This is a genomic window from Streptomyces zaomyceticus (assembly GCF_014656215.1).
GTDB lineage: Bacteria > Actinomycetota > Actinomycetes > Streptomycetales > Streptomycetaceae > Streptomyces > Streptomyces zaomyceticus.
On the sequence record NZ_BNBZ01000005.1, the window covers coordinates 293552 to 311466 of the forward strand.

14 protein-coding genes are annotated in these 17915 nt (G+C 73.6%); 6 read left to right on the top strand and 8 right to left on the bottom strand.

The genetic code is table 11. From position 1 onward, the window contains the following. Positions 1-10: 10 nt before the first annotated feature. Positions 11-199, top strand: coding sequence for a hypothetical protein (locus tag IE311_RS10135; RefSeq protein ID WP_189831258.1), 189 nt, complete (start codon positions 11-13; stop codon positions 197-199). A 46-nt stretch (positions 200-245) separates the two neighbouring features. On the opposite strand, the gene IE311_RS10140 is transcribed toward IE311_RS10135, so the two are convergent. Continuing rightward, positions 246-1727: a DUF6777 domain-containing protein gene (locus IE311_RS10140; protein WP_229901828.1), complete on the bottom strand. Its 1482-nt coding sequence runs from the start codon at positions 1725-1727 to the stop codon at positions 246-248. Positions 1728-1934: 207 nt separating this feature from the next. Between IE311_RS10140 and IE311_RS10145 the strand changes: the two genes are divergently transcribed. Then, entirely contained in the window at positions 1935-3290 is a 1356-nt protein-coding gene (locus tag IE311_RS10145) for a streptophobe family protein (RefSeq protein ID WP_189831259.1), read from the top strand. A gap of 133 nt (positions 3291-3423) precedes the next feature. Here the strand turns inward: IE311_RS10145 and IE311_RS10150 are convergent, their stop codons facing one another. From IE311_RS10150 to IE311_RS10160, 3 genes are read right to left on the bottom strand one after another with little or no spacing between them, the layout of a single operon-like run. After that, positions 3424-4407, bottom strand: a complete 984-nt coding sequence (locus IE311_RS10150) for a serine/threonine-protein kinase (RefSeq protein WP_189831260.1) — start codon at positions 4405-4407, stop codon at positions 3424-3426. Beyond that, positions 4407-5207 carry an SH3 domain-containing protein gene (locus IE311_RS10155; RefSeq protein WP_189831261.1) on the bottom strand — a complete coding sequence of 267 codons (801 nt, stop codon included), beginning with the start codon at positions 5205-5207 and terminating at the stop codon, positions 4407-4409. Before IE311_RS10155 ends, IE311_RS10150 begins: the two co-directional genes overlap by 1 nt. Positions 5208-5210: 3 nt before the next feature. Then, complete coding sequence (locus IE311_RS10160) at positions 5211-7892, bottom strand: FHA domain-containing protein (RefSeq protein ID WP_189831262.1); 2682 nt, start codon at positions 7890-7892, stop codon at positions 5211-5213. Between the two features lie 103 nt (positions 7893-7995). Between IE311_RS10160 and IE311_RS10165 the strand changes: the two genes are divergently transcribed. Further along, the gene (locus IE311_RS10165) at positions 7996-8712 is read left to right on the top strand and encodes a TetR/AcrR family transcriptional regulator (protein WP_229901829.1); all 717 of its coding nucleotides are present in this window, start codon (positions 7996-7998) and stop codon (positions 8710-8712) included. Here the strand turns inward: IE311_RS10165 and IE311_RS10170 are convergent. Both IE311_RS10170 and IE311_RS10175 read right to left on the bottom strand, forming a co-directional pair. After that, entirely contained in the window at positions 8676-9482 is an 807-nt protein-coding gene (locus IE311_RS10170; protein WP_189831263.1) for a class II aldolase/adducin family protein, read from the bottom strand. The genes IE311_RS10165 and IE311_RS10170 overlap by 37 nt on opposite strands. Before the next feature lie 82 nt (positions 9483-9564). After that, the gene (locus tag IE311_RS10175; protein WP_189831264.1) at positions 9565-10398 is read right to left on the bottom strand and encodes a DUF3626 domain-containing protein; all 834 of its coding nucleotides are present in this window, start codon (positions 10396-10398) and stop codon (positions 9565-9567) included. 142 nt (positions 10399-10540) lie between these two features. On the opposite strand from IE311_RS10175, the gene IE311_RS10180 reads away from it, so the two are divergent. Continuing rightward, positions 10541-11218, top strand: a complete 678-nt coding sequence (locus IE311_RS10180; RefSeq protein ID WP_189831265.1) for a ThuA domain-containing protein — start codon at positions 10541-10543, stop codon at positions 11216-11218. 325 nt (positions 11219-11543) lie between these two features. Further along, complete coding sequence (locus tag IE311_RS10185; protein ID WP_189831266.1) at positions 11544-12941, top strand: NADP-dependent succinic semialdehyde dehydrogenase; 1398 nt, start codon at positions 11544-11546, stop codon at positions 12939-12941. Between the two features lie 140 nt (positions 12942-13081). Here the strand turns inward: IE311_RS10185 and IE311_RS10190 are convergent, their stop codons facing one another. Both IE311_RS10190 and IE311_RS10195 read right to left on the bottom strand, forming a co-directional pair. Then, the gene (locus IE311_RS10190; RefSeq protein WP_189831267.1) at positions 13082-14107 is read right to left on the bottom strand and encodes a PHP domain-containing protein; all 1026 of its coding nucleotides are present in this window, start codon (positions 14105-14107) and stop codon (positions 13082-13084) included. A gap of 16 nt (positions 14108-14123) precedes the next feature. Beyond that, positions 14124-16211, bottom strand: coding sequence for a SpoIIE family protein phosphatase (locus IE311_RS10195; RefSeq protein WP_189831268.1), 2088 nt, complete (start codon positions 16209-16211; stop codon positions 14124-14126). A gap of 170 nt (positions 16212-16381) precedes the next feature. Between IE311_RS10195 and IE311_RS10200 the strand changes: the two genes are divergently transcribed. Next, positions 16382-17915, top strand: a 1534-nt coding sequence (locus IE311_RS10200) for an AfsR/SARP family transcriptional regulator (protein WP_268257177.1), incomplete at its 3' end; no start/stop codon positions are given.

The window sequence follows — 17915 nt, forward strand, 5'->3', positions numbered from 1 at the left end:
GAGACAGTCGATGTCCGGACACTTCACCGACCGTGACGAGCGGATGTGGCAGCGGCGCGCGGAGGAGCGTCCGGCCCGGCCCCTGCCGCTCGGAACCTGGCTCCGGACCCTGCGCATCGGCCTGAAGCCGCGGTCGGCCCCGCCGCCGCACCCGAGGCGGGCGACCGCCGTCGGCCCTCGCCCCTGCGAACCGGCGTGACCGGCGCGACTGGCGCCCGACCGGCGACTCGGGCCGCGGGTCTCGATCAGACCAACGGCTGACCGACCGCTCCGGCGGCGGACCACCGAGCCGCATCCTGCCCGGGGGCCGGGCCCGGGGCGGAGCCCGGGCTCGAGGCCGCGCCCGCCGGGGAACTGCCCGAGGCCGACTGGCTGGTGTTCAGGTCGGCCGATCCTTCGGTGACCGGAGCGGACTCCGGACCCGGCGACTGGGGCGGCGGCGACGAGTCGGGCGACTCGGGGGGCGAGGACGTGTCGGTCGACGGCGTCGTGTCCGAGGGGGGTGTCGACGGCGAGGACGTCGACGGCGCGGGGGAGAGCGTCGAGGGGCACGGCGACGGAGTGACGCCGTCGCTCGGCGTCGGGGTCTCCGTGCCCGTCACCGTCACGCACGGCACCGGCGACGTCGAGGGCGCGGACGGGGACGTGGAGGTCGAGGTGGACGGGGACTTCGAAGGTGACTTGGTGGGCGGCGGAGGAGGCGGGGTCGGCTTGTCGTTCTTGCCGTGGTCGCCGTGCTGCCGGGCGAACCAGATGTCGTTCTGGGGGTCGTACACCACGAAGACGTTCACGACCGTCACGGAGGGAGCCACGACGACCACCTGGTCGTTGCTGTAGCCCTGCCACGGCGTCCCCGTCGTCCGCGGGGACTTCTGCGCCACCGGCTCGGTCAGCGGGTTGCCGCAGGCGCAGCGCACCCTGGGCACTCCGCGGCCGTCGACCAGGACGGCCGTTCCGGACTGGAGCACCGCCTGGTAGGTGGTGGCGGAGCCGTTCCGGAAGCCGTGGTTCGTCACCCGGGTGTCGGCACGGAGCTGGAGCGGGGTCAGGGAACGGAGATAGCCCGGGACCTCGTTGGCGGAGAGACCCAGGACGGAGGCGAACGCGGTGTTCTTCTCGGGCTCGCCGGAGAGGTAGCGGACCTGCTGTTCCACGTCGCAGCTGGCCACGGACTGCGTCCCGCCGTAGAGACCGGGAGTCGAGCCCGACACCTCGGGGGTCGCCGAGGTGGTTCGGGGAGGCAGCGAGGCGGGCGAGGCGGAGGCGGTGTCGGCGCGCGCCGTCGACCGGGTGAACGGATCGGGGCCGGAGGCGGCGGCGTTCTGGAGGAACACCTCGCCGCCACCGGATCCCGCGGTGTCGCCCTTGTCGTCGGGGCGGTTGGTCAGGACGACGGCCAGGGCCGCGATAGCGACCAGGATGGCGGTGACCGAGGCGACCTTGGGGACGGAGCGCCACCAGGGGCCCTTGTCGGGACCGCCGTTCCCGGGTGCGCCCGGGCCGCCGCCGCTGCCCGAACCGCCCGACGAACCGCCTGACGAGCCGCCGCCACCGGAACCGCCCGACGAGCCGCCGCCGCCCGAGCCGCCTCCCGAACCGCCGTGGGGCGGTCCTGGAGGCGGTGGGGGTCCGGCGTTCCCCGGGCGTGTGCTCGGGCCCGAGAGGGGGCCTGAGGGGGGACCTGCTGGGGGGACCGACGGAGGGCCGGACGGCGGGTGGGAAGTCACGTTTTTCCCTTTCTTCCGTTCCGGGCCCATTGTGTGCGCCGAACGGTGCCCGCCCGCAAGCGGAGGCGCCCGGACGGCAGAGCACCCGGCGCCCGGCCGGATCCCGCCGCCGGTCGAGCGGGGCCGTCACCGAACACCGCGGCCGTCCGCCACCGACACCGCGGCCGACCGCCACCGACACTGCGGCCGACCGGCGGCGGTACTAGCGTGGTCAGGGTGAGCAGTCGGCTCCCCACCTCCGCGCGGCCCGCCGCGACCTCCACCGGGCCCCTCGCCCGCGTCGGCCTCCAGGCCCTGGCCGCCGTCGTCGCCGGGTTCGTCGCGATGGGCGTCACCGCGGGCCTCGGCCTCTGGGCCGCGGGCGCGGCCGACCTTCCCGGCGGCTTCACCGCCGTCCTCGCCGCCGTCGTCGTCATGGCCGCCGGCGGCAAGATCGAGCTCTCCGGCGATGCCGGCTCCCTCGCCGGAACCCAGGCCGAACTGACCGCCATGCCCCTCACCGTCACCCTGGTGGGCGCACTGGTCACCGGTTTCTGCTTTCTGCGCCCCCTGCGCCACCACGCCGTGGCCGGCACCCGCGAACTCCTGCTGCGCGCCGTGAGCACGGTCGTCCTCTGGCTGCTCGCGCTCGCGGGCGTCTCGGCCGTAGCCCGCCACGACTTCCCCCTGACCATCGGCGGCGGGGACGAGCAGGGCTCGCTCATGGACATCTTCGGCGAACTCCTCGACGCCGTGAACCCCACCGTGGGCTTCCGCACCGACGTCGGTCCGACGCTCTTCTACGGGCTGCTGTGGATCCTCGGCGTGCTCGTCGTCGCCCTGCTCGTCTCCCGCAGAACACCGCTGCCGGCCCGCCTCGTCCGCTACCACGAGCCCGTACGGCCCGCGGCGCACGCGATGCTTCTCCTGCTCCTCGCCTACGTGGTCGTCGGCCTGGTCATCGGCGTGGTCGTCGCGGCGACCAAGGGGCACGCCGCCGAGACCCTCGCCGTCCTCCTGCTCGGCCTGCCCAACGTCAGCTGGCTCGCCCTCGGAGTGGGCATCGGCGGCTCCTGGGAGGGCAGGGTCGACGGGCCCTTCGGCCTGCCCATGCCGCAGGTCCTCGACGCCGTCATGCGCCAGGGCGACGGCACGGGCGACAGTACGGACCTCTCGACGATCGACCTGAGCACCCTCGCCGCGCAGGACGGCCGCGCCTGGTGGCTGCTTCCCGTCGCCGCCGTCCTCGTCCTCGCCGTGGCCTTCGTGGCCGCGGTCCGGTCCCCGGCCAGGACGAAGCTCTGGCAGCACGCGCTGCATCTGGCGATCGCGTTCGCCCTGACCATGCTGGTCGTGGCTCCGCTGACCCTGGTCGAGGCCCGCTTCGGCCTCTCGGTCCTCGGCATCGGAGAGCTCGACTCCCTCGGCGGGGAAGTGATCCTGCGCCCCCACATCTGGAAGACGGTCGGCTTCGCCCTCCTCTGGGGCGCGTTCTTCGGCTTCCTCGGTGGCCTGCTCGCCACCCGGGTGCACCGCAAGGGCGAGGTGGAGCCCTCGAAGGGCCCCGCCGGCAAGGGCCCCTGAGCAAGAGTGATCAACGACCCTGAGCAAGGCCCCTGAGCAAGAGTGAACGACAAGGGGCCGGGTGGGAAAGAGGGCCCCGGGGAGGCCGCCCGCAGGCGCCGCCGCCTACAGCTCCCGGAACACCGGCTTCGGCCTACAGCTCCCGGAACACCGGCCTCGCCCACGCGGGCGGGTCCCGCGGCGGCCCCAGCGGCTGGGGTCCCTTCGTCACGATCGGCCCGTCACCGCCGTCGGTCAGGGCGGCGCGCAGGGCGGCGACGAACTCCAGGCACGTCCCGTACCGCTCCTCCGGAGTCTTCGCCAGCGCCTTCGCGAACACGGCGTCCGCCGCCTCCGGCAGTCCCGGCCGCACCTCGGAGAGCGGTGGCGGCGGATCGTACTGCTGAGCCCACAGCACCGCCCAGTCGGTGTCCCGGCGGAACGGCGGCGCCCCCACCAGCGTCTCGAACACCACGCACGCCAGGCTGTACACATCGCAGCGGCCGTCCACCGGCTTGCCCGAGATCTGTTCGGGCGCCACGTAGTCCAGCGTGCCGACGAACTCGCCCACGGTCGTGAAGCCCGTCAGCGACAGCGACTTCTTCGTCAGACCGAAGTCCGTGAGGTAGACGTGCTCCGGATGGTCGCGGTCGGTTCCCTCCGCGACCAGGATGTTGCCCGGCTTCACGTCCCGGTGCACCAGGTCGTGGGCGTGCGCCGCGTCGAGCGCCGAAGCCACCTGTACGGCGATCCTGCCCGCCTTCACGGGCGACAGCGGTCCTTCGCGGTCGAGCAGGGCCAGCAGGTCCTGGCCGGCCACGTACCGCATGGCGATGTAGAGCACGCCCTCCGTCTCGCCCGCCTCGAAGACCGGCACGATGTGGGGGTGGTCGATCGAGGCGGCGACCCGTGACTCGTGTGCGAAGCGTTTGCGGAAGGTGTCGTTGCGGGCCAGCTCCGGGGCGAGCAGTTTCAGCGCCACCGTCCGGCCCAGCCGCAGGTCCCTCGCCCGGTACACGACCGCCATCCCGCCGCGCCCGATCTCGCCCTCCACCTTGTAGCCCGCGATCTCCTTGCCGAGGAGCCCCGAAGGGCGGCCGGCGGGCAGCTCGGGATCGTCGCGCGGTGTGCCGGCCATCAGCCCTCACCGGCCGTTTCGGGCGGCCGCTCCACGACCTGGGTGGGCGGCGGGCCGGCGGCGACGGCAGGGTCCGGGTCGGCCCGGGGCACGACCTGCGTCGGTGGCGGGTCGGCCTGGGGCACGACCTGGGTCGGTGGCGGTGACCCGGCGGCCGCGGGCGGGTCTCCCCGCAGGACCACCTGGGTCGGCTCGTGGTCGGGGGGCGCGGCTCCGGCCGGTTCGTCTTCGGGCTCCTCGGCCCTGTCGGGTTCCTCGGACGGCGCGGAACCGGCTGCCGGTCCGGGGGCCGCCGCCACCGAGGGCGCCGCCGAAGCCGCGTACGTACTCAGTCCCACGCCGTCGCAGTACACCCAGCGCTCGTGCTCCGCGTCGTACAGCCAGACCGACTCGCCGTCGACGACCATGCCCACCCGCAGGCCGCGCGTCCGTAGCCGGAAGTTCTCGCCGTCGAGGCGGCCCGCGCCCAACGCCTCCGCCGCCCGCCGGTAGCGCCCGAGCGCGTCCTCGGCGCGGGCGATCAGCGGGCGGGGGTCGGCGGTCCGGGTGAGGGGCCCGCCCGCCGGCGGGTCGTCGGGAACGGTGACGAGCAGCCGTGCGTCGACCCACGCCGTCCAGCCGTTGGAGCACTGGATCCGCCCCCAGTCACCGGCCCGCTCCTCCAGCCGCACCGGAAGGAACGCGTCGAGCGGAGTCGTGGGCAGCGTCGGATCCGGCGCCTCCCAGGTGTCGAGGCCGGAACGCGGCACGACATGGGTGGGCCGGAAGTCCGGCACGTACTCGGGTACGGGGACGCTCACGGCCTACCTCCGCATGACGACCGGCTCGTGGCGGCGCAGCAGCCGCGCCACGACCAGTCCGATGACGAGACAGAGCACCACCATCATGCCCATGTCGAACAACCAGGCTGCTGCCGTGTGCTGCATCAGCGGATCCGTCGTCTTGTCGCTCGGCGCGACCTGCCCGATGTCGATCGTCGCCCCCATCGCGGCGAACGCCCAGCGCGAGGGCACCAGCCAGGCCAGCTGCTCCAGGACCGGCGTGCCCCGCACGGTCAGGAGCGCTCCGCAGAACACCACCTGCACGATGGCGAGGAGGACGAGCAGCGGCATCGTCACCTCCTCCTTGCGGACCAGGGCGGAGACGAGCAGCCCCAGCATCATCGCCGTGAAGGAGAGGAGCGCCACGGCCAGGGTGATCTCCACGAGCGGGGGCATCAGGACGCCCTTGCCGCCGGGCACGTTCAGCGGCACGCCGATCAGGGCCACCAGCGTCAGCACGACCGCCTGCACGACCGTGATGGTGCCGAGGACCACCACCTTGGAGGCGAGATACGCGGAGCGGGACAGGCCAACGGCTCTCTCGCGCCGGTAGATGGTGCGTTCCTTGACGAGTTCGCGCACGGCGTTCGCCGCGCCCGTGAGCACGCCGCCCACACAGAGGATGAGCAGCACGTTCAAGCTCGACTCGGGGTTCAGACTGCCCTCGGAGAGGGCCCGGGCCATCGCCCCCATCACGAACGGCAGCGCGATCATGATGGCCAGGAACGTACGGTCGGCGGAGAGCGCGGCCGTGTACCGGCGCACCAGGGTCCGCAGCTGCGATCCCCAGCTCTGCGCCTTCGGCGGCGGGCCCGGCTGCGGCACGTCCGGGGCCGCCCCGGGGACGGGGACGTCCGGGCGGGCCGTCGCGTCCGTGATGTACCGGCGCTGGAAGCGCGACGACCGGTACTCGCCCGCCCAGTCGCGGTCCCGGTCGTTCTCGAAGGCCTCGAAGGCCTCCGGCCACTGCTCGTAACCGAAGAAGCCCAGGCTGTCCCCCGGGGGCCCGTAGTAGGCGACCCGGCCGCCCGGCGCCAGTACGAGCAGCCGGTCGCAGACGTCCAGGCTGAGCACGCTGTGCGTGACCACGACGACCGTCCGCCCGTCGTCGGCGAGCCCGCGCAGCATGTGCATCACGGACCGGTCCATGCCGGGGTCGAGACCGGAGGTCGGCTCGTCGAGGAAGAGCAGCGACGGCTTGGTGAGCAGCTCCAGGGCGACGCTCACCCGCTTGCGCTGCCCGCCCGAGAGGCTGTGGATCGGCTGATCGGCGCGCTCCACGAGCCCCAGTTCCCGGATCACCTCGTCCACCCGGGCCCGGCGCTCGGCCGGCACGGTGTCCTCGGGGAAGCGCAGCTCGGCGGCGTATCCGAGGGCACGGCGGACGGTGAGCTGGAGGTGCAGGATGTCGTCCTGCGGGACGAGTCCGATGCGCTGCCGCAGCTCGGCGTAGTCCCGGTACAGGTCGCGGCCGTCGTAGAGCACGCTGCCCTGGTCGGCGGGGCGCTGACCGGTGAGGGCGCCGAGCAGCGTCGACTTCCCGGCGCCGGACGGCCCGACCACCCCGAGCAGACACTTCTGGCCGACCGGGAACGACACCTCGTCGAGGAGCGTCTTGCGGCCGTGGTCGACGGTGACGGCGAGCGACTGGACGTCGAGGGAGACCTCGCCGGTGTCGGTGAACTCGACGAGCTGCCCGCCGATCAGACAGAACGCGCAGTGGCCGACACCGACGATGTCGTCCGGTGTCACCCGGGCGTCGACGACGGGGCGGCCGTTGAGGAAGGTGCCGTTGTGACTGCCGAGGTCATGGATCCAGTAGGTGCCGTCGGGATGGGCACGGAGCTCGGCGTGCCGCCGCGAGACGACGAGATCGGGGACGACGACGTCGTTGTCGGGGGCGCGGCCGATCCGGATGCTGTGGGTCGGCAACGGCCGCACGGAGGTCGGCTGCCGGAAGGTGCCGGTGGCGGCGGGGTGCGAGACGGAGGAGGGCCGGGGCGGTGCGGCGCGGCCGGGCGGGGCGCCGGACGCCGGTGCGGCCTGGGGCTCGGGGTGGGGCGGGGGCTGGAGCTCGGGCTCCGGCCGGGGCCGGGACAGGGACTCGGGCTCCGGCCGGGGCTCGGGCGTGGCCGGGGGCTCAGGTGTGTACAGGTGCTCCGGCGCGGCCAAGGGCTCCGCGGCGGGCTCCGGCGCGTCGACGGGTTCCGGTACGGCCAGGGGCTCCGCGACGGGGTCCGCAACCACCTGGGGTTCCCCCGGCGCCGGGGGGTCCGGTGCGATCGAGGGCTCCTGTACGGCGGCCGCCGCGGCTCGCGGTTCCGCGGGACCGGCGGCCTGCGCTCCCGCCGACAGCACCGCGCGCGGCCCGTCCTCCGGATGCCCGAACCGTACGACCGTCCCGGCGCCCACCTCCCTCGCCCCGGCCACCCGCAGGCCGTCCGTGAAGGTGCCGTTGGTGCTGCCCTCGTCCGCCAGGGTCCAGTGGCCGTGGGCGGCGCTGAGCACCGCGTGGTGCCAGGACGCGCGCGCGTCCGCGAGGACGAAGTCGCTGGTGGGGTCGCGCCCGATGCGATAGACGCGGGTCGGATTCATGCGCGTTGCGTCCCCGTCGATCTCGAGGACCAGATTAGGCGCCGCGGGCGCGACGGGCCGCTCTCCCATGCGTGAATTTTATCCGCCGGTGCTCAACCGTGCCCGGGATGGGAACGCCGGTAGGGTGGGCGTCCGCCGCAGGACGCGGCCCCGGACGAAGGAGGAAGCACCCGTGCCGAAAGGTGTCACCAGGCGGCGGCCCCGTACCCGTGCGGCGCTCCTGAAGGCTGCCCTGGAGACCTTCGCCGAGCACGGCTTCCACGCCACGACGATCGAGCAGATCTGCGAGCGGGCCGGATACACGCGGGGCGCGTACTACTCGAACTTCGCCAGCAAGGAAGAGCTCTTCCTCGCTCTCTTCGACGAGCACAGCGACCGGACCGTACAGCGGCTCGCCGAGGCGATCGACGCGCTGACCGCCGAGGAGTACACCCTGACCCGGCTCGCGGAGCTGGCCGCCCGCGTCGAACCGGACGAGCGGGACTGGTACCTGGTGACCACCGAGTTCACCCTGCACGCCATCCGTGATCCGCAGGCCGCGTGGGTGCTGGCCCGTCACGACGAGCGGCTGCGGGCCGAGATCGCGCGCGGCCTCACCCTCGTCCTGCGCAGGGCCGGACGGGAACTGACCGTGGACCCCGACCGTTTCGCGCGGCTCCTCATCGCCCTGCGCGAGGGCGGACTCGCGCAGAGCTATGTGGAACCGGCGGAACTGCCGCCGGGCAGCCTGGAACGGCAGTTCCTCGCCCCGCTCCTCGAGGTGTCGACGCGCGAGCTCCCGGGCAGGGTGCCCGGCCCGGGAGCCGCCGCCGACCCCGGCCCCGGTGCCGTGACCGACCCCGGCCCCGCCGATCAGTCGAAGAGGTCCGGGTCGGACGCGGTGATCTGATCCCACAGGGGGCGCGCCTGGAACCAGCCGGCCAGATGACCGCCGACCTGTCCCCGGGTGAGAAGGGCGGTCTCCCGGTCGATGAGTTGCGGCGTGCCCGCCGCCATCGCCAGGAGCTGCGCCTGGCACGAGCGCTCCATGGTGACGAACCACCACACGGCCTCGGCGACGGAGTGGCCGACGGTGAGCAGGCCGTGGTTCTTGAGGATGACCGCCTTGTGGTCGCCCAGCGCCTTGGCGACCCGTTCGCCCTCCTCCGTCTCGTTCACCACGCCCCGGTAGTCGTCGTAGATCCCGTGGTCCTCGAAGAACGCGCAGGCGTCCTGGGTGATCGGGTCGAGCGGTATGCCGAGGCTGGAGAAGGCCTTGCCGTGCAGGGAGTGCGAGTGCGCGGCGGCGATCGCGTCGGGCCGGGCGGCGTGGACCCGCGAGTGGATGACGAACGCTGCCCGGTTCACGGGCCTGCGTCCCTCGATGACCGTGCCCTCGTGGTCCACGAGGATCAGGTCGGAGGCCTTGATCTGGCCGAAGCTCATCCCGAAGGGGTTGACCCAGAAGGCGTCCGGGTCTCCGGGATCGCGGACCGTGATGTGCCCGGCGACCCCCTCGGAGAAGCCGAACCGCCCGAAGATGCGGAAGCCGGCGGCGAGTTGCTCCTTGCGGTACCGGCGCTCCTCCTCGACGGAGTCGAAGGTGGGCGGCAGCGGCAGGACGACCCCGTCGGGCAACGGCCCGACGGCGGCGGCGAGCGCGGGCGGCACGGTGCTCATGGCGGCTCCTCGATGAGCGGGTGGGCACGGGTGGTGCACGGCGCGCCAAAAGATACAGAGATGTATCCGATACGACAACGGATCAGTCGGACGGCGTCCCGAAGCGGGCCAGGTGGTGCCAGACCTTCTTCACGTCCTGAGGGTCGTACCGCCCCGAACCGGCCGCCTCCTGCACGATCCGGGGGTCGAGCCATCCGTCGACGGCGATCCGGACGCCGAGCTCCACGTACCGCGGACCGCGGAACCCGGGGTGCCGTCGCAGTTCGTCGACGGAGAGACGGAAGCCGCCGTGCCACTCGACGGGGCACGGCAGCCGCCGGGCCGCCGCCTCCACCTCCGTACCCCGGTGACTCGGGTCCAGGACCAGCGCCTCCACATCGCGCCCGACGAGGACGGGGCCGTGGATCTGTGCCTCGATGTAGTCGTCGATCGGGTCCTTGTCGTCGGCCTCGGCGAGCGCGATCAGAGGCATGCGGTCCGCGGTGCCGAAGTCGGTGGGCTCCAGAAAGCTGTCCGGATAGCAGAAGGTCGCCCGCTCCAGCGCGGCGGCCGTCAGCCGCAGATGGGCGGAGCCGAAGCGGGGTGCGGCACCGAAGGGGCGGCGGCGGAAGTCGAGGGCGCCGTAGACCGGGCGGCTGTCCGCGGGGGCGTCGTCGTACGCCCCGCCGAAGATGCGGCTCTCCCAGCGCCGGCGGTCCCCGCCGGGGTGGGCGGTGAGGCCGCCGTTGCTCGTCCCGGTGGCGAACTGGGAGCGGTAGACCCCGTCGTCCGCCAGTTCGTGGAGGAAGTGCGGGTGGAAGTTGAGGGTGACCCGGAGGGAGGGGTCGAGTGGATCGCCGGTGGAACGGTCGGCCACATGGGCGAGGGCCCGCCGCGCGGGGGCGTGGGTGTGCGCTCGGGTGGGGATCGGCGTCATCGGGGCAGTGTGCCGGAGGGTCGGGGGTTGCGGCCCGGGGTTTTCGGTGGCTACGGTCGACGCCGGACGGAAAGCGCTTTCTCCCCGGTGCTCGCTCGACCGTCCGACGCTCCGCCCCACCGGCCCGCTTGGAGTCCACCGCGTGCGCACCCCCGACGTCCTGATCTACACCCGCACCGCGGGCTACCGCCACGACTCGATCCCGGACGGTGCCGCCGCGCTCACGGAGCTGGCCCGGGACCTGGGGAGGCCGGCCGAGGCGACCGAGGACCCTGGCGTCTTCACGCCCGGGCGCCTCGCCGACTGCGCCGTCGTCGTCCTGCTGTCCACGACCGGGAACGTCCTGACACCCGAGGGGCGCGCCGCCCTCGAGGAGTATCTGCGGGGCGGGGGCGCACTGCTCGCCGTCCACGCGGCGGCCAACGCGGAGCCGGACTGGCCGTTCTACGGCGAACTGCTCGGCACCCGGTTCGACGGCCACCCCGAGATCCAGCCCGGTCTCGTCCTCGTCGACGACCACGAGCATCCGGCGACGGCCCCGCTCCCGGACCGCTGGGAGTGGACCGACGAGTGGTACAACTTCACCTCCGACCCGCGGGGGAGCGGTGGGGGCGACGGGAGCGGCGTACGGGTCCTGGCCCGGGCCGACGAGTCCTCGTACCGCGGCGGCACCCACGGCGAGGACCATCCACTCGTCTGGTGCCGGGAGATCGACCGCGGACGCGTCTTCTTCACCGCCCTCGGACACGCCCCGGAGACCTACCGGGACCCGGTGTTCCGCGCCCACCTCACGGGCGCACTGACCTGGCTCACCGCCTAGCGGGTGTCTCAGGGGCCGGATCGGGGCGGATCGGGGGCGTGAGATGCTCGCCTCCGATCCGCACGAGTACACACTCCACCTCGCCGCGCCGTCGTGGCATCGCGGTCGCCCTCGCCGCCACAACGGGACGCCTTCCCTCGGCAGCACGACCGAGATCGTCACCACGGACGACGCCCACTACGTCCGCGACCGCCTTCCTCCCGCTCCCCCCGCTCCCTCCCGTTTTCTCCTGCCCTCCGGGTCACCCCACCGCGCCGCCCCTGTTGCGCCGGGCCGCGCAAGGCGGAAGGTTGCAGTGGGGGCCGTTGGCAGGAGGAGACAGGTCATGGGCATCGCCACCGTGAATCCCGCGACCGGCGAGACGCTGCGTATCTACGAGGCCCACGGGCCCGAGGAGGTCGAGCGGCGGATCGCCGCCGCGCACGAGGCGTATCGCCAGTACCGCACCACGTCCTTCGCCGAACGTGCCCGGCTGCTGCGGGCCGCCGCGACGCTCCTCGACGAGGACACCGAGGACATCGCCCGCATCATGACCCTCGAGATGGGCAAGCCGATCTCGGCCTCCCGCGCGGAGGCCGGAAAGTGCGCCAAGGCGATGCGCTGGTACGCCCTCAACGCCGAGAGGCTGCTCGCCGACGAGCACCCGGCCGAGAGCGACATCCAGGACGCCGGTGCGGACGTGGCCCGCGTCCACTACCGGCCCCTGGGGCCGATCCTCGCCGTCATGCCGTGGAACTTCCCGCTCTGGCAGGTGATCCGCTTCGCCGCGCCCGCGCTCATGGCGGGCAACACCGGCCTCCTCAAGCACGCCTCCAACGTGCCGAGGACCGCGCTCTACCTCGGTGACCTCTTTCGCCGGGCGGGATTCCCGGAGGGCTGTTTCCAGGCCCTGCTCATCGGCTCCGGCGACGTCGAGCGCGTCCTGAGGGACCCCAGGGTCGTCGCCGCCACGCTCACCGGCAGCGAGCCCGCCGGCCGGGCCGTCGCCTCCGTCGCGGGCGACGAGGTGAAGAAGACCGTCCTGGAACTCGGCGGCAGCGACCCGTTCGTCGTCATGCCGTCCGCCGACATCGTCGGGGCGGTGAAGACCGCCGTCACCGCACGGGTGCAGAACAACGGGCAGTCCTGCATCGCCGCCAAGCGCTTCATCGTGCACCAGGACGTGTACGACGACTTCTCCGAGCGCTTCACGGCCGCCATGAACGCCCTCACCGTCGGTGACCCGTTCGAGGACTCCACCGACGTCGGCCCCCTCGCCACCGAGCAGGGACGGACCGACCTGGAGGCCCTCGTCGACGACGCCGTACGGCGGGGTGCCACCGCCCTGTGCGGCGGACACCGCCCCGAGGAACCGGGGCTCGCGAACGGCTGGTACTACCGGCCCACCGTCCTCACCGGGATCACCCCCGAGATGCGCATCCACCACGAGGAGGCCTTCGGCCCGGTGGCCACGGTCTATCCGGTCCGTGACATCGAGGAGGCGGTGGCCGTGGCCAACGACTCGCCGTTCGGACTCAGCTCCAACGTCTGGACCCGGAGCCCCGAGGACGTCGCCTTCTTCGTGCGCGACCTGGAGGCCGGGGGCGTGTTCGTCAACGGCATGACGGCCTCGCACCCCGCCCTCCCCTTCGGCGGGATCAAGCGCTCCGGGTACGGGCGTGAGCTCTCCGGCCACGGCATCCGCGAGTTCTGCAACGCGACCACGGTCTGGCAGCGCGCCTGACACCCGCCGCCGGACCGGCGGACACGGCGGTCGGCTCGCGAGAGCCGACGGGCCGGCGCGAGCCGACGGGCCGGCGCGAGCCGACGGGCCGGCGCGAGCCGACGGGCCGCCGAGGCGGCCGAGGGCCCGTCGTGCGTTGCTCAGGCCCGCGTCCACTCCGACAACCGGTCCGCCGACCACGTGTTGATCACCCGGTCCTCCGGGACCCCGCACTCCTCGGCCCGGGCACAGCCGAGGATCTGCCACTCCAGCTGGCCGGGCGCGTGCGCATCCGTGTCCACGGCGAAGCAGGTGCCCGCCGACACCGCGAGCCGCAGCAGCCGCCTCGGCGGATCGAGCCGTTCCGGGCGACTGTTGATCTCGACGGCCGTCCCGGACTCGGCGCACGCGGCGAACACCCTTTCCGCGTCGAACTCCGATTCCGGCCGCAGCCGCCCGCCCGCCACCAGCCGGCCCGTACAGTGCCCGAGCACGTCCATCAGCGGGTTGCGCACGGCCCGTTCGAGCCGGCGGGTCATCGCCCTCGCGTCCATCCGGAGCTTCGAGTGCGCCGAACCGACCACCAGGTCGAGACGGTCGAGCAGCTCGGGCTCCTGGTCGAGCGAACCGTCCTCCAGGATGTCGCACTCGATCCCGGTGAGCAGACGGAACGGTGCCCACTCCTCGTTCAGCCGCGCCACCACGTCCAGCTGCTCCCGCAGCCGCTCCGGCGACAGACCCCGCGCCACCGTGAGCCGGGGTGAATGGTCGGTGAGCACCGCCCACTCGTGGCCGAGCCCCGCCGCCGCACGGCCCATGTCCTCGATGGTCGCGCCGCCGTCGGACCAGTCCGAGTGAAGATGACAGTCGCCGCGCAGAGCCGCCCGCAGCGCCTCGCCCCCACTCGTGGGTTCGGCGGTGCGCAGGGACTCCTCCAGCTCCGCCTCGAGCTTCGCCAGATACTCCGGGACCCGCCCGTCGAGCGCCTCGCGCACCACCGCGGCCGTCTTCGGGCCGAGCCCCTTCACGGACTCCAGGGTGCCCGCCGTCGCCCGCGCGGCCGCCTCGCCCTCCGGCAGGGCGTCGACCGCGGCGGCGGCCGTACGGAAGGCACGGGACCGGTACCCCGGCGCCTGCGCACGCTCCAGGAGGAACGCGATCCGGTTCAGGGCGGCCACAGGGTCCACGGCCTTCCTCCTCGCCTCAGGAGCCGTTCACGGCGGAGCCGGCGGTCACCGCCACGGGGCCGATCTCGCACCACACCGCCTTGCCCTCACCACGCGGCTCGACGCCCCACCGGGAGGCCAGCGCGTCGAGCAGCAGCAGCCCCCGCCCCGAGGTCGCGGCCTCGCCGGGGGTACGCCGGCGGGGCCAGGCGCTCGACCGGTCCTGCACCGAGAGCCGTACACGCCGCACCGGCTCGGGCAGCACCTCCAGGGTCAGCACCGCACCGCCCTCGGTGTGCAGCAGCACGTTGACGAGCAGCTCGCCCGTCAACAGCTCCGCGTCGTCGGCGAGTTCCTCCATGCCCCAGTCGCGCAGCGCCTGCCCCACGGCCGCTCGCGCGTCCGAGAGACCCTGGGGGTCGGCCTGGTGGATGTACTGGTGGATGCGGGGCGCCCGGACCGTGCCCGGGTCCGGGCTGCGCCGCAGCACCAGGAGTGCCACGTCGTCGCCCGAGCCCCAACGCTCCCACAGCCGCTCGGAGAGATGGTCGGCGAGGGCCTCGGCCTGCGGCGGGCCACTGCTGATCGCCTCCGAGAGGGCGGTGAGACCGGTCTCGATGTCCGAGCCGGGCTGCTCGACGAGTCCGTCCGTGCAGAGCACGAGGGTCTCCCCGGGCACGAGGTCGAGCCGGGTCTCCGGGAACTCCTCGTCGCCGAAGGCGGTCGCGAGCCCCAGTGGCAGCCCGCCGCGCAGCTTGGGCTGCCCGACCCGGCCGTCGGTGTGCCGGATCAGCGGCCCGAGATGCCCGGCCCGTACGGCACGCAGCGTGCCGCTGCCCAGGTCCACCTGGGCGTAGGTGCAGGTGGCGAAGCGGTTGGTGTCCAGCTCGGCGAGGAACCGGGAGGCGCGGGCCAGCACCGTCGAAGGGGCGTGCCCCTCACCGGCGTACGCGCGCAGGGCGATGCGCAGCTGCCCCATGATGGCGGCTGCGTGGGTGTCATGCCCCTGGACGTCGCCCACGACGATCCCGACCCGGCCGCGGGGCAGCGGGATCACGTCGTACCAGTCGCCGCCGACCTGCCGCCCGCTCCACGCCGCGTGGTAGCGCACGGCGATCTCGCCGCCCGTGATCTCCGGGATCCGGCGCGGCAGCATCGTCGCCTGGAGCCCGGTGGCCAGCTCCCGCTCCTCGTCGAAGAGGATCGCCCGCTGGAGCGACTGGGCGACGATCGCCGCGAGACCGAGCGCGAGGTTGCGCTCGTCGGCGTTGAAGGAGGTACGGCCCCGGTAGTACAGGGCCATCCCGCCGAGGGAGCGTGCCTGCGCCACCAGCGGCAGATAGCAGGCGGCCCGGAACGGCAGGCGCGCCAGGTAGGGCGCGAGTTCGGGGTAGTCCTGTCCGAGGGTGGAGAACGAGGAGACGAACCGGGGCCGGCCGCTGAGTACCGCCTCGGCCAGCGGCAGCCCCCGGTCGAGGCGCCGGACACGGAAGTCGTTGAGCACGTCGAGCGATTCGCCGCTGAGCGCGATGATGTTCAGCGAGCCGTTCTCGACCAGGCCCAGGGCCAGCCCGTCGGCGCCGAGCCGGGCGAGCCCGCCGGGGCCGGTCAGGGCGGCCGTGACGTCGTCGACCGTCACCGCGCGCGACAGCGCGCGCGTCGTCCGTTCCACGATGTTCGTCTGGACCTCGCGCCGTCTCTCCAGCTCCTGGACGAAGGCGATCCGCGTCACCTCGGCGGTCGTGTCCCGTACGACGCCGACGATCCGCCTGGCCCGCCCGTCCGGCGAGCGCAGGATCCGTGCCTGCACATGCGTCCAGTGGGGTGGTCCGTCGTCCTGCGGGATGGGGAAGTGCGCCGTGTACGAGACCTCGCCACTGGTGACCGCCTGCCGCACGACCTCCTCCAGCTTGGCCCGCTCCTCGGGGGCGAGACGGGCGATCAGGGACACCGGACGCCCGTCGTAGGTGTCGTCCGGGGCAAGCCCGAAGACCAGCAGCCCGGACCGGTCGACATCGATGGTGCCCGTGTCGAGATCCCAGTCGAAGCTGCCGGTCCTGTTCATGGCGAGCCACTCGGCGGGCCCGATCTCGCCATGGCGCGTAGGCGGGTCTTCATCGGTCATCCCCACCATTGTCGAACCCGGACCCCGCCGACGCCATGGCGATGACACGGCGTGGCGCGAGTTCGCCGCCGAGAGGAGGGGGTGAAGGCGCCCCGAGGGGCGTGGCGGGGTCCGCGACGCGGCGGGAAATCCCGGTGAGGGCGTGGTGCCCGGCGGGGCAGAATGGGCCGGTGCAGCCGCCCTACCGTGTTCTCGGTCCGTGTCAGGCCTTCCGTACCGACGACGGGACGGAGGTCGTCCTGTGCGGCGCCAGGCTCCGCGCGCTGTTCGTCGCGCTGGCCGCGGCCGGCGGGCGAGCGGTGAGCACGCGCGCGTTGATCGAACAGGTGTGGGCCGACGGCGACCGGGCCGAGGGCCGGAATCCTGACCGGGACGACGACCGCGACCGTACGGCGGCGCTCCAGGCACTGGTGGGCCGGCTGCGCCGGGCACTCGGCCGGGAGGTGGTCGTCTCCACGCCCGGCAGCGGCTACCGGCTGGCCGCGGACCCGGACGCCGTCGACCTGTACCGCTTCGAACGTCTCGCCGTCGAGGGCTCGGCGGCCCTCGCCGAAGGAGACCCCGCCCGGGCCGCCGTGCTCCTCGACGAGGCCCTCGGGCTCTGGCGGGGGCCCGCCCTCGCCGACCTGCCCGATCGGGAGACCGACCCCCTGCTCGTCAGGGCCGATCAACGGCACGACCGGGCGCGCCGTGACCGGCTCGCCACCGACCTGGCACTGGGGCGGGCCACCGAGGCCCTCGCACCTCTGGCCGCCCTGGCGGCGGGACAGGCTCTGGACGAGCCGCTCCAGGCCCTGCGGATCCGCGCCCTGCGGGCGGCCGGGCGGCCCGCCGAGGCACTGGCCGCGTACGAGGAGGTCCGCGCGAGCCTCGCGGAGCGGCTGGGCACGGCCCCGGGGCCGGAACTGCGCACGCTCCACGCCGAACTTCTGGCGGACGGCACGGCGACCACTCCAGCGGCACCTGAACTCGTCCCAGGACCTGAGCCCGTACCGGCATCCGAATCGGTACCGGCACCTTCGTCCGAACCGGCATCTGGGCCTGCCCCGGCGCACGCGCCGGGGCCTCCGCCGGTGCCGGACCCGCGGTACCGGAGCGCCCTCCCCGCCCGGCTGACCTCGTTCATCGGCCGGGAGGACGAGCTCGGTGCGCTCGCCGCACTGTGGGGAGAACGGCGGCTCGTCACCCTCACCGGACCGGGGGGAGTCGGCAAGACGCGGCTCGCCCTGGAGGCGGCGGAGACGTACAAGGACGGTCCGGTCCATCTGGCCGAACTCGCCTCGGTGCGGGAGGAGTGCACGGTCGTCGCGGCCGTGCTCGACGCGCTCGGGGCCCGCCGGACCCAGCTGTGGCAAGGCCCGTCGGTCCCCGGAGCGGGCTCGGAGGAACCCTTCGCCGAGATCGTCGAGCACTGTGCGGGGAAGCGGATGCTGCTGCTCCTCGACAACTGCGAGCAGGTGGTCGCCGCGGTGGCCGAGCTGACGCAGACGCTCCTCACGCGCTGTCCGGGAGTGACCGTCCTCGCGACGAGCCGGGAGCCGTTGGGGGTGCCGGGGGAGGTGGTGCGGCCGTTGGGTCCGTTGGCGGCGGGGACGGCGTTGCGGCTCTTGGGGGAGCGGGGTGCGGCGGCGCGTCCGGGGTTCGTGGTGGGTGAGGATCCGGGGGCGGCGGAGGAGATCTGTCGGCGTCTGGACGGTCTGCCGC

Coding starts and splice junctions, on each gene's coding strand:
- IE311_RS10170 (WP_189831263.1), bottom strand. CDS start 9,482: ATGAGCACCGTGCCGCCCGCGCTCGCCGCCGCCGTCGGGCCGTTGCCC.
- IE311_RS10195 (WP_189831268.1), bottom strand. CDS start 16,211: ATGACCGATGAAGACCCGCCTACGCGCCATGGCGAGATCGGGCCCGCC.
- IE311_RS10175 (WP_189831264.1), bottom strand. CDS start 10,398: ATGACGCCGATCCCCACCCGAGCGCACACCCACGCCCCCGCGCGGCGG.
- IE311_RS10185 (WP_189831266.1), top strand. CDS start 11,544: ATGGGCATCGCCACCGTGAATCCCGCGACCGGCGAGACGCTGCGTATC.
- IE311_RS10135 (WP_189831258.1), top strand. CDS start 11: ATGTCCGGACACTTCACCGACCGTGACGAGCGGATGTGGCAGCGGCGC.
- IE311_RS10160 (WP_189831262.1), bottom strand. CDS start 7,892: ATGGGAGAGCGGCCCGTCGCGCCCGCGGCGCCTAATCTGGTCCTCGAG.
- IE311_RS10150 (WP_189831260.1), bottom strand. CDS start 4,407: ATGGCCGGCACACCGCGCGACGATCCCGAGCTGCCCGCCGGCCGCCCT.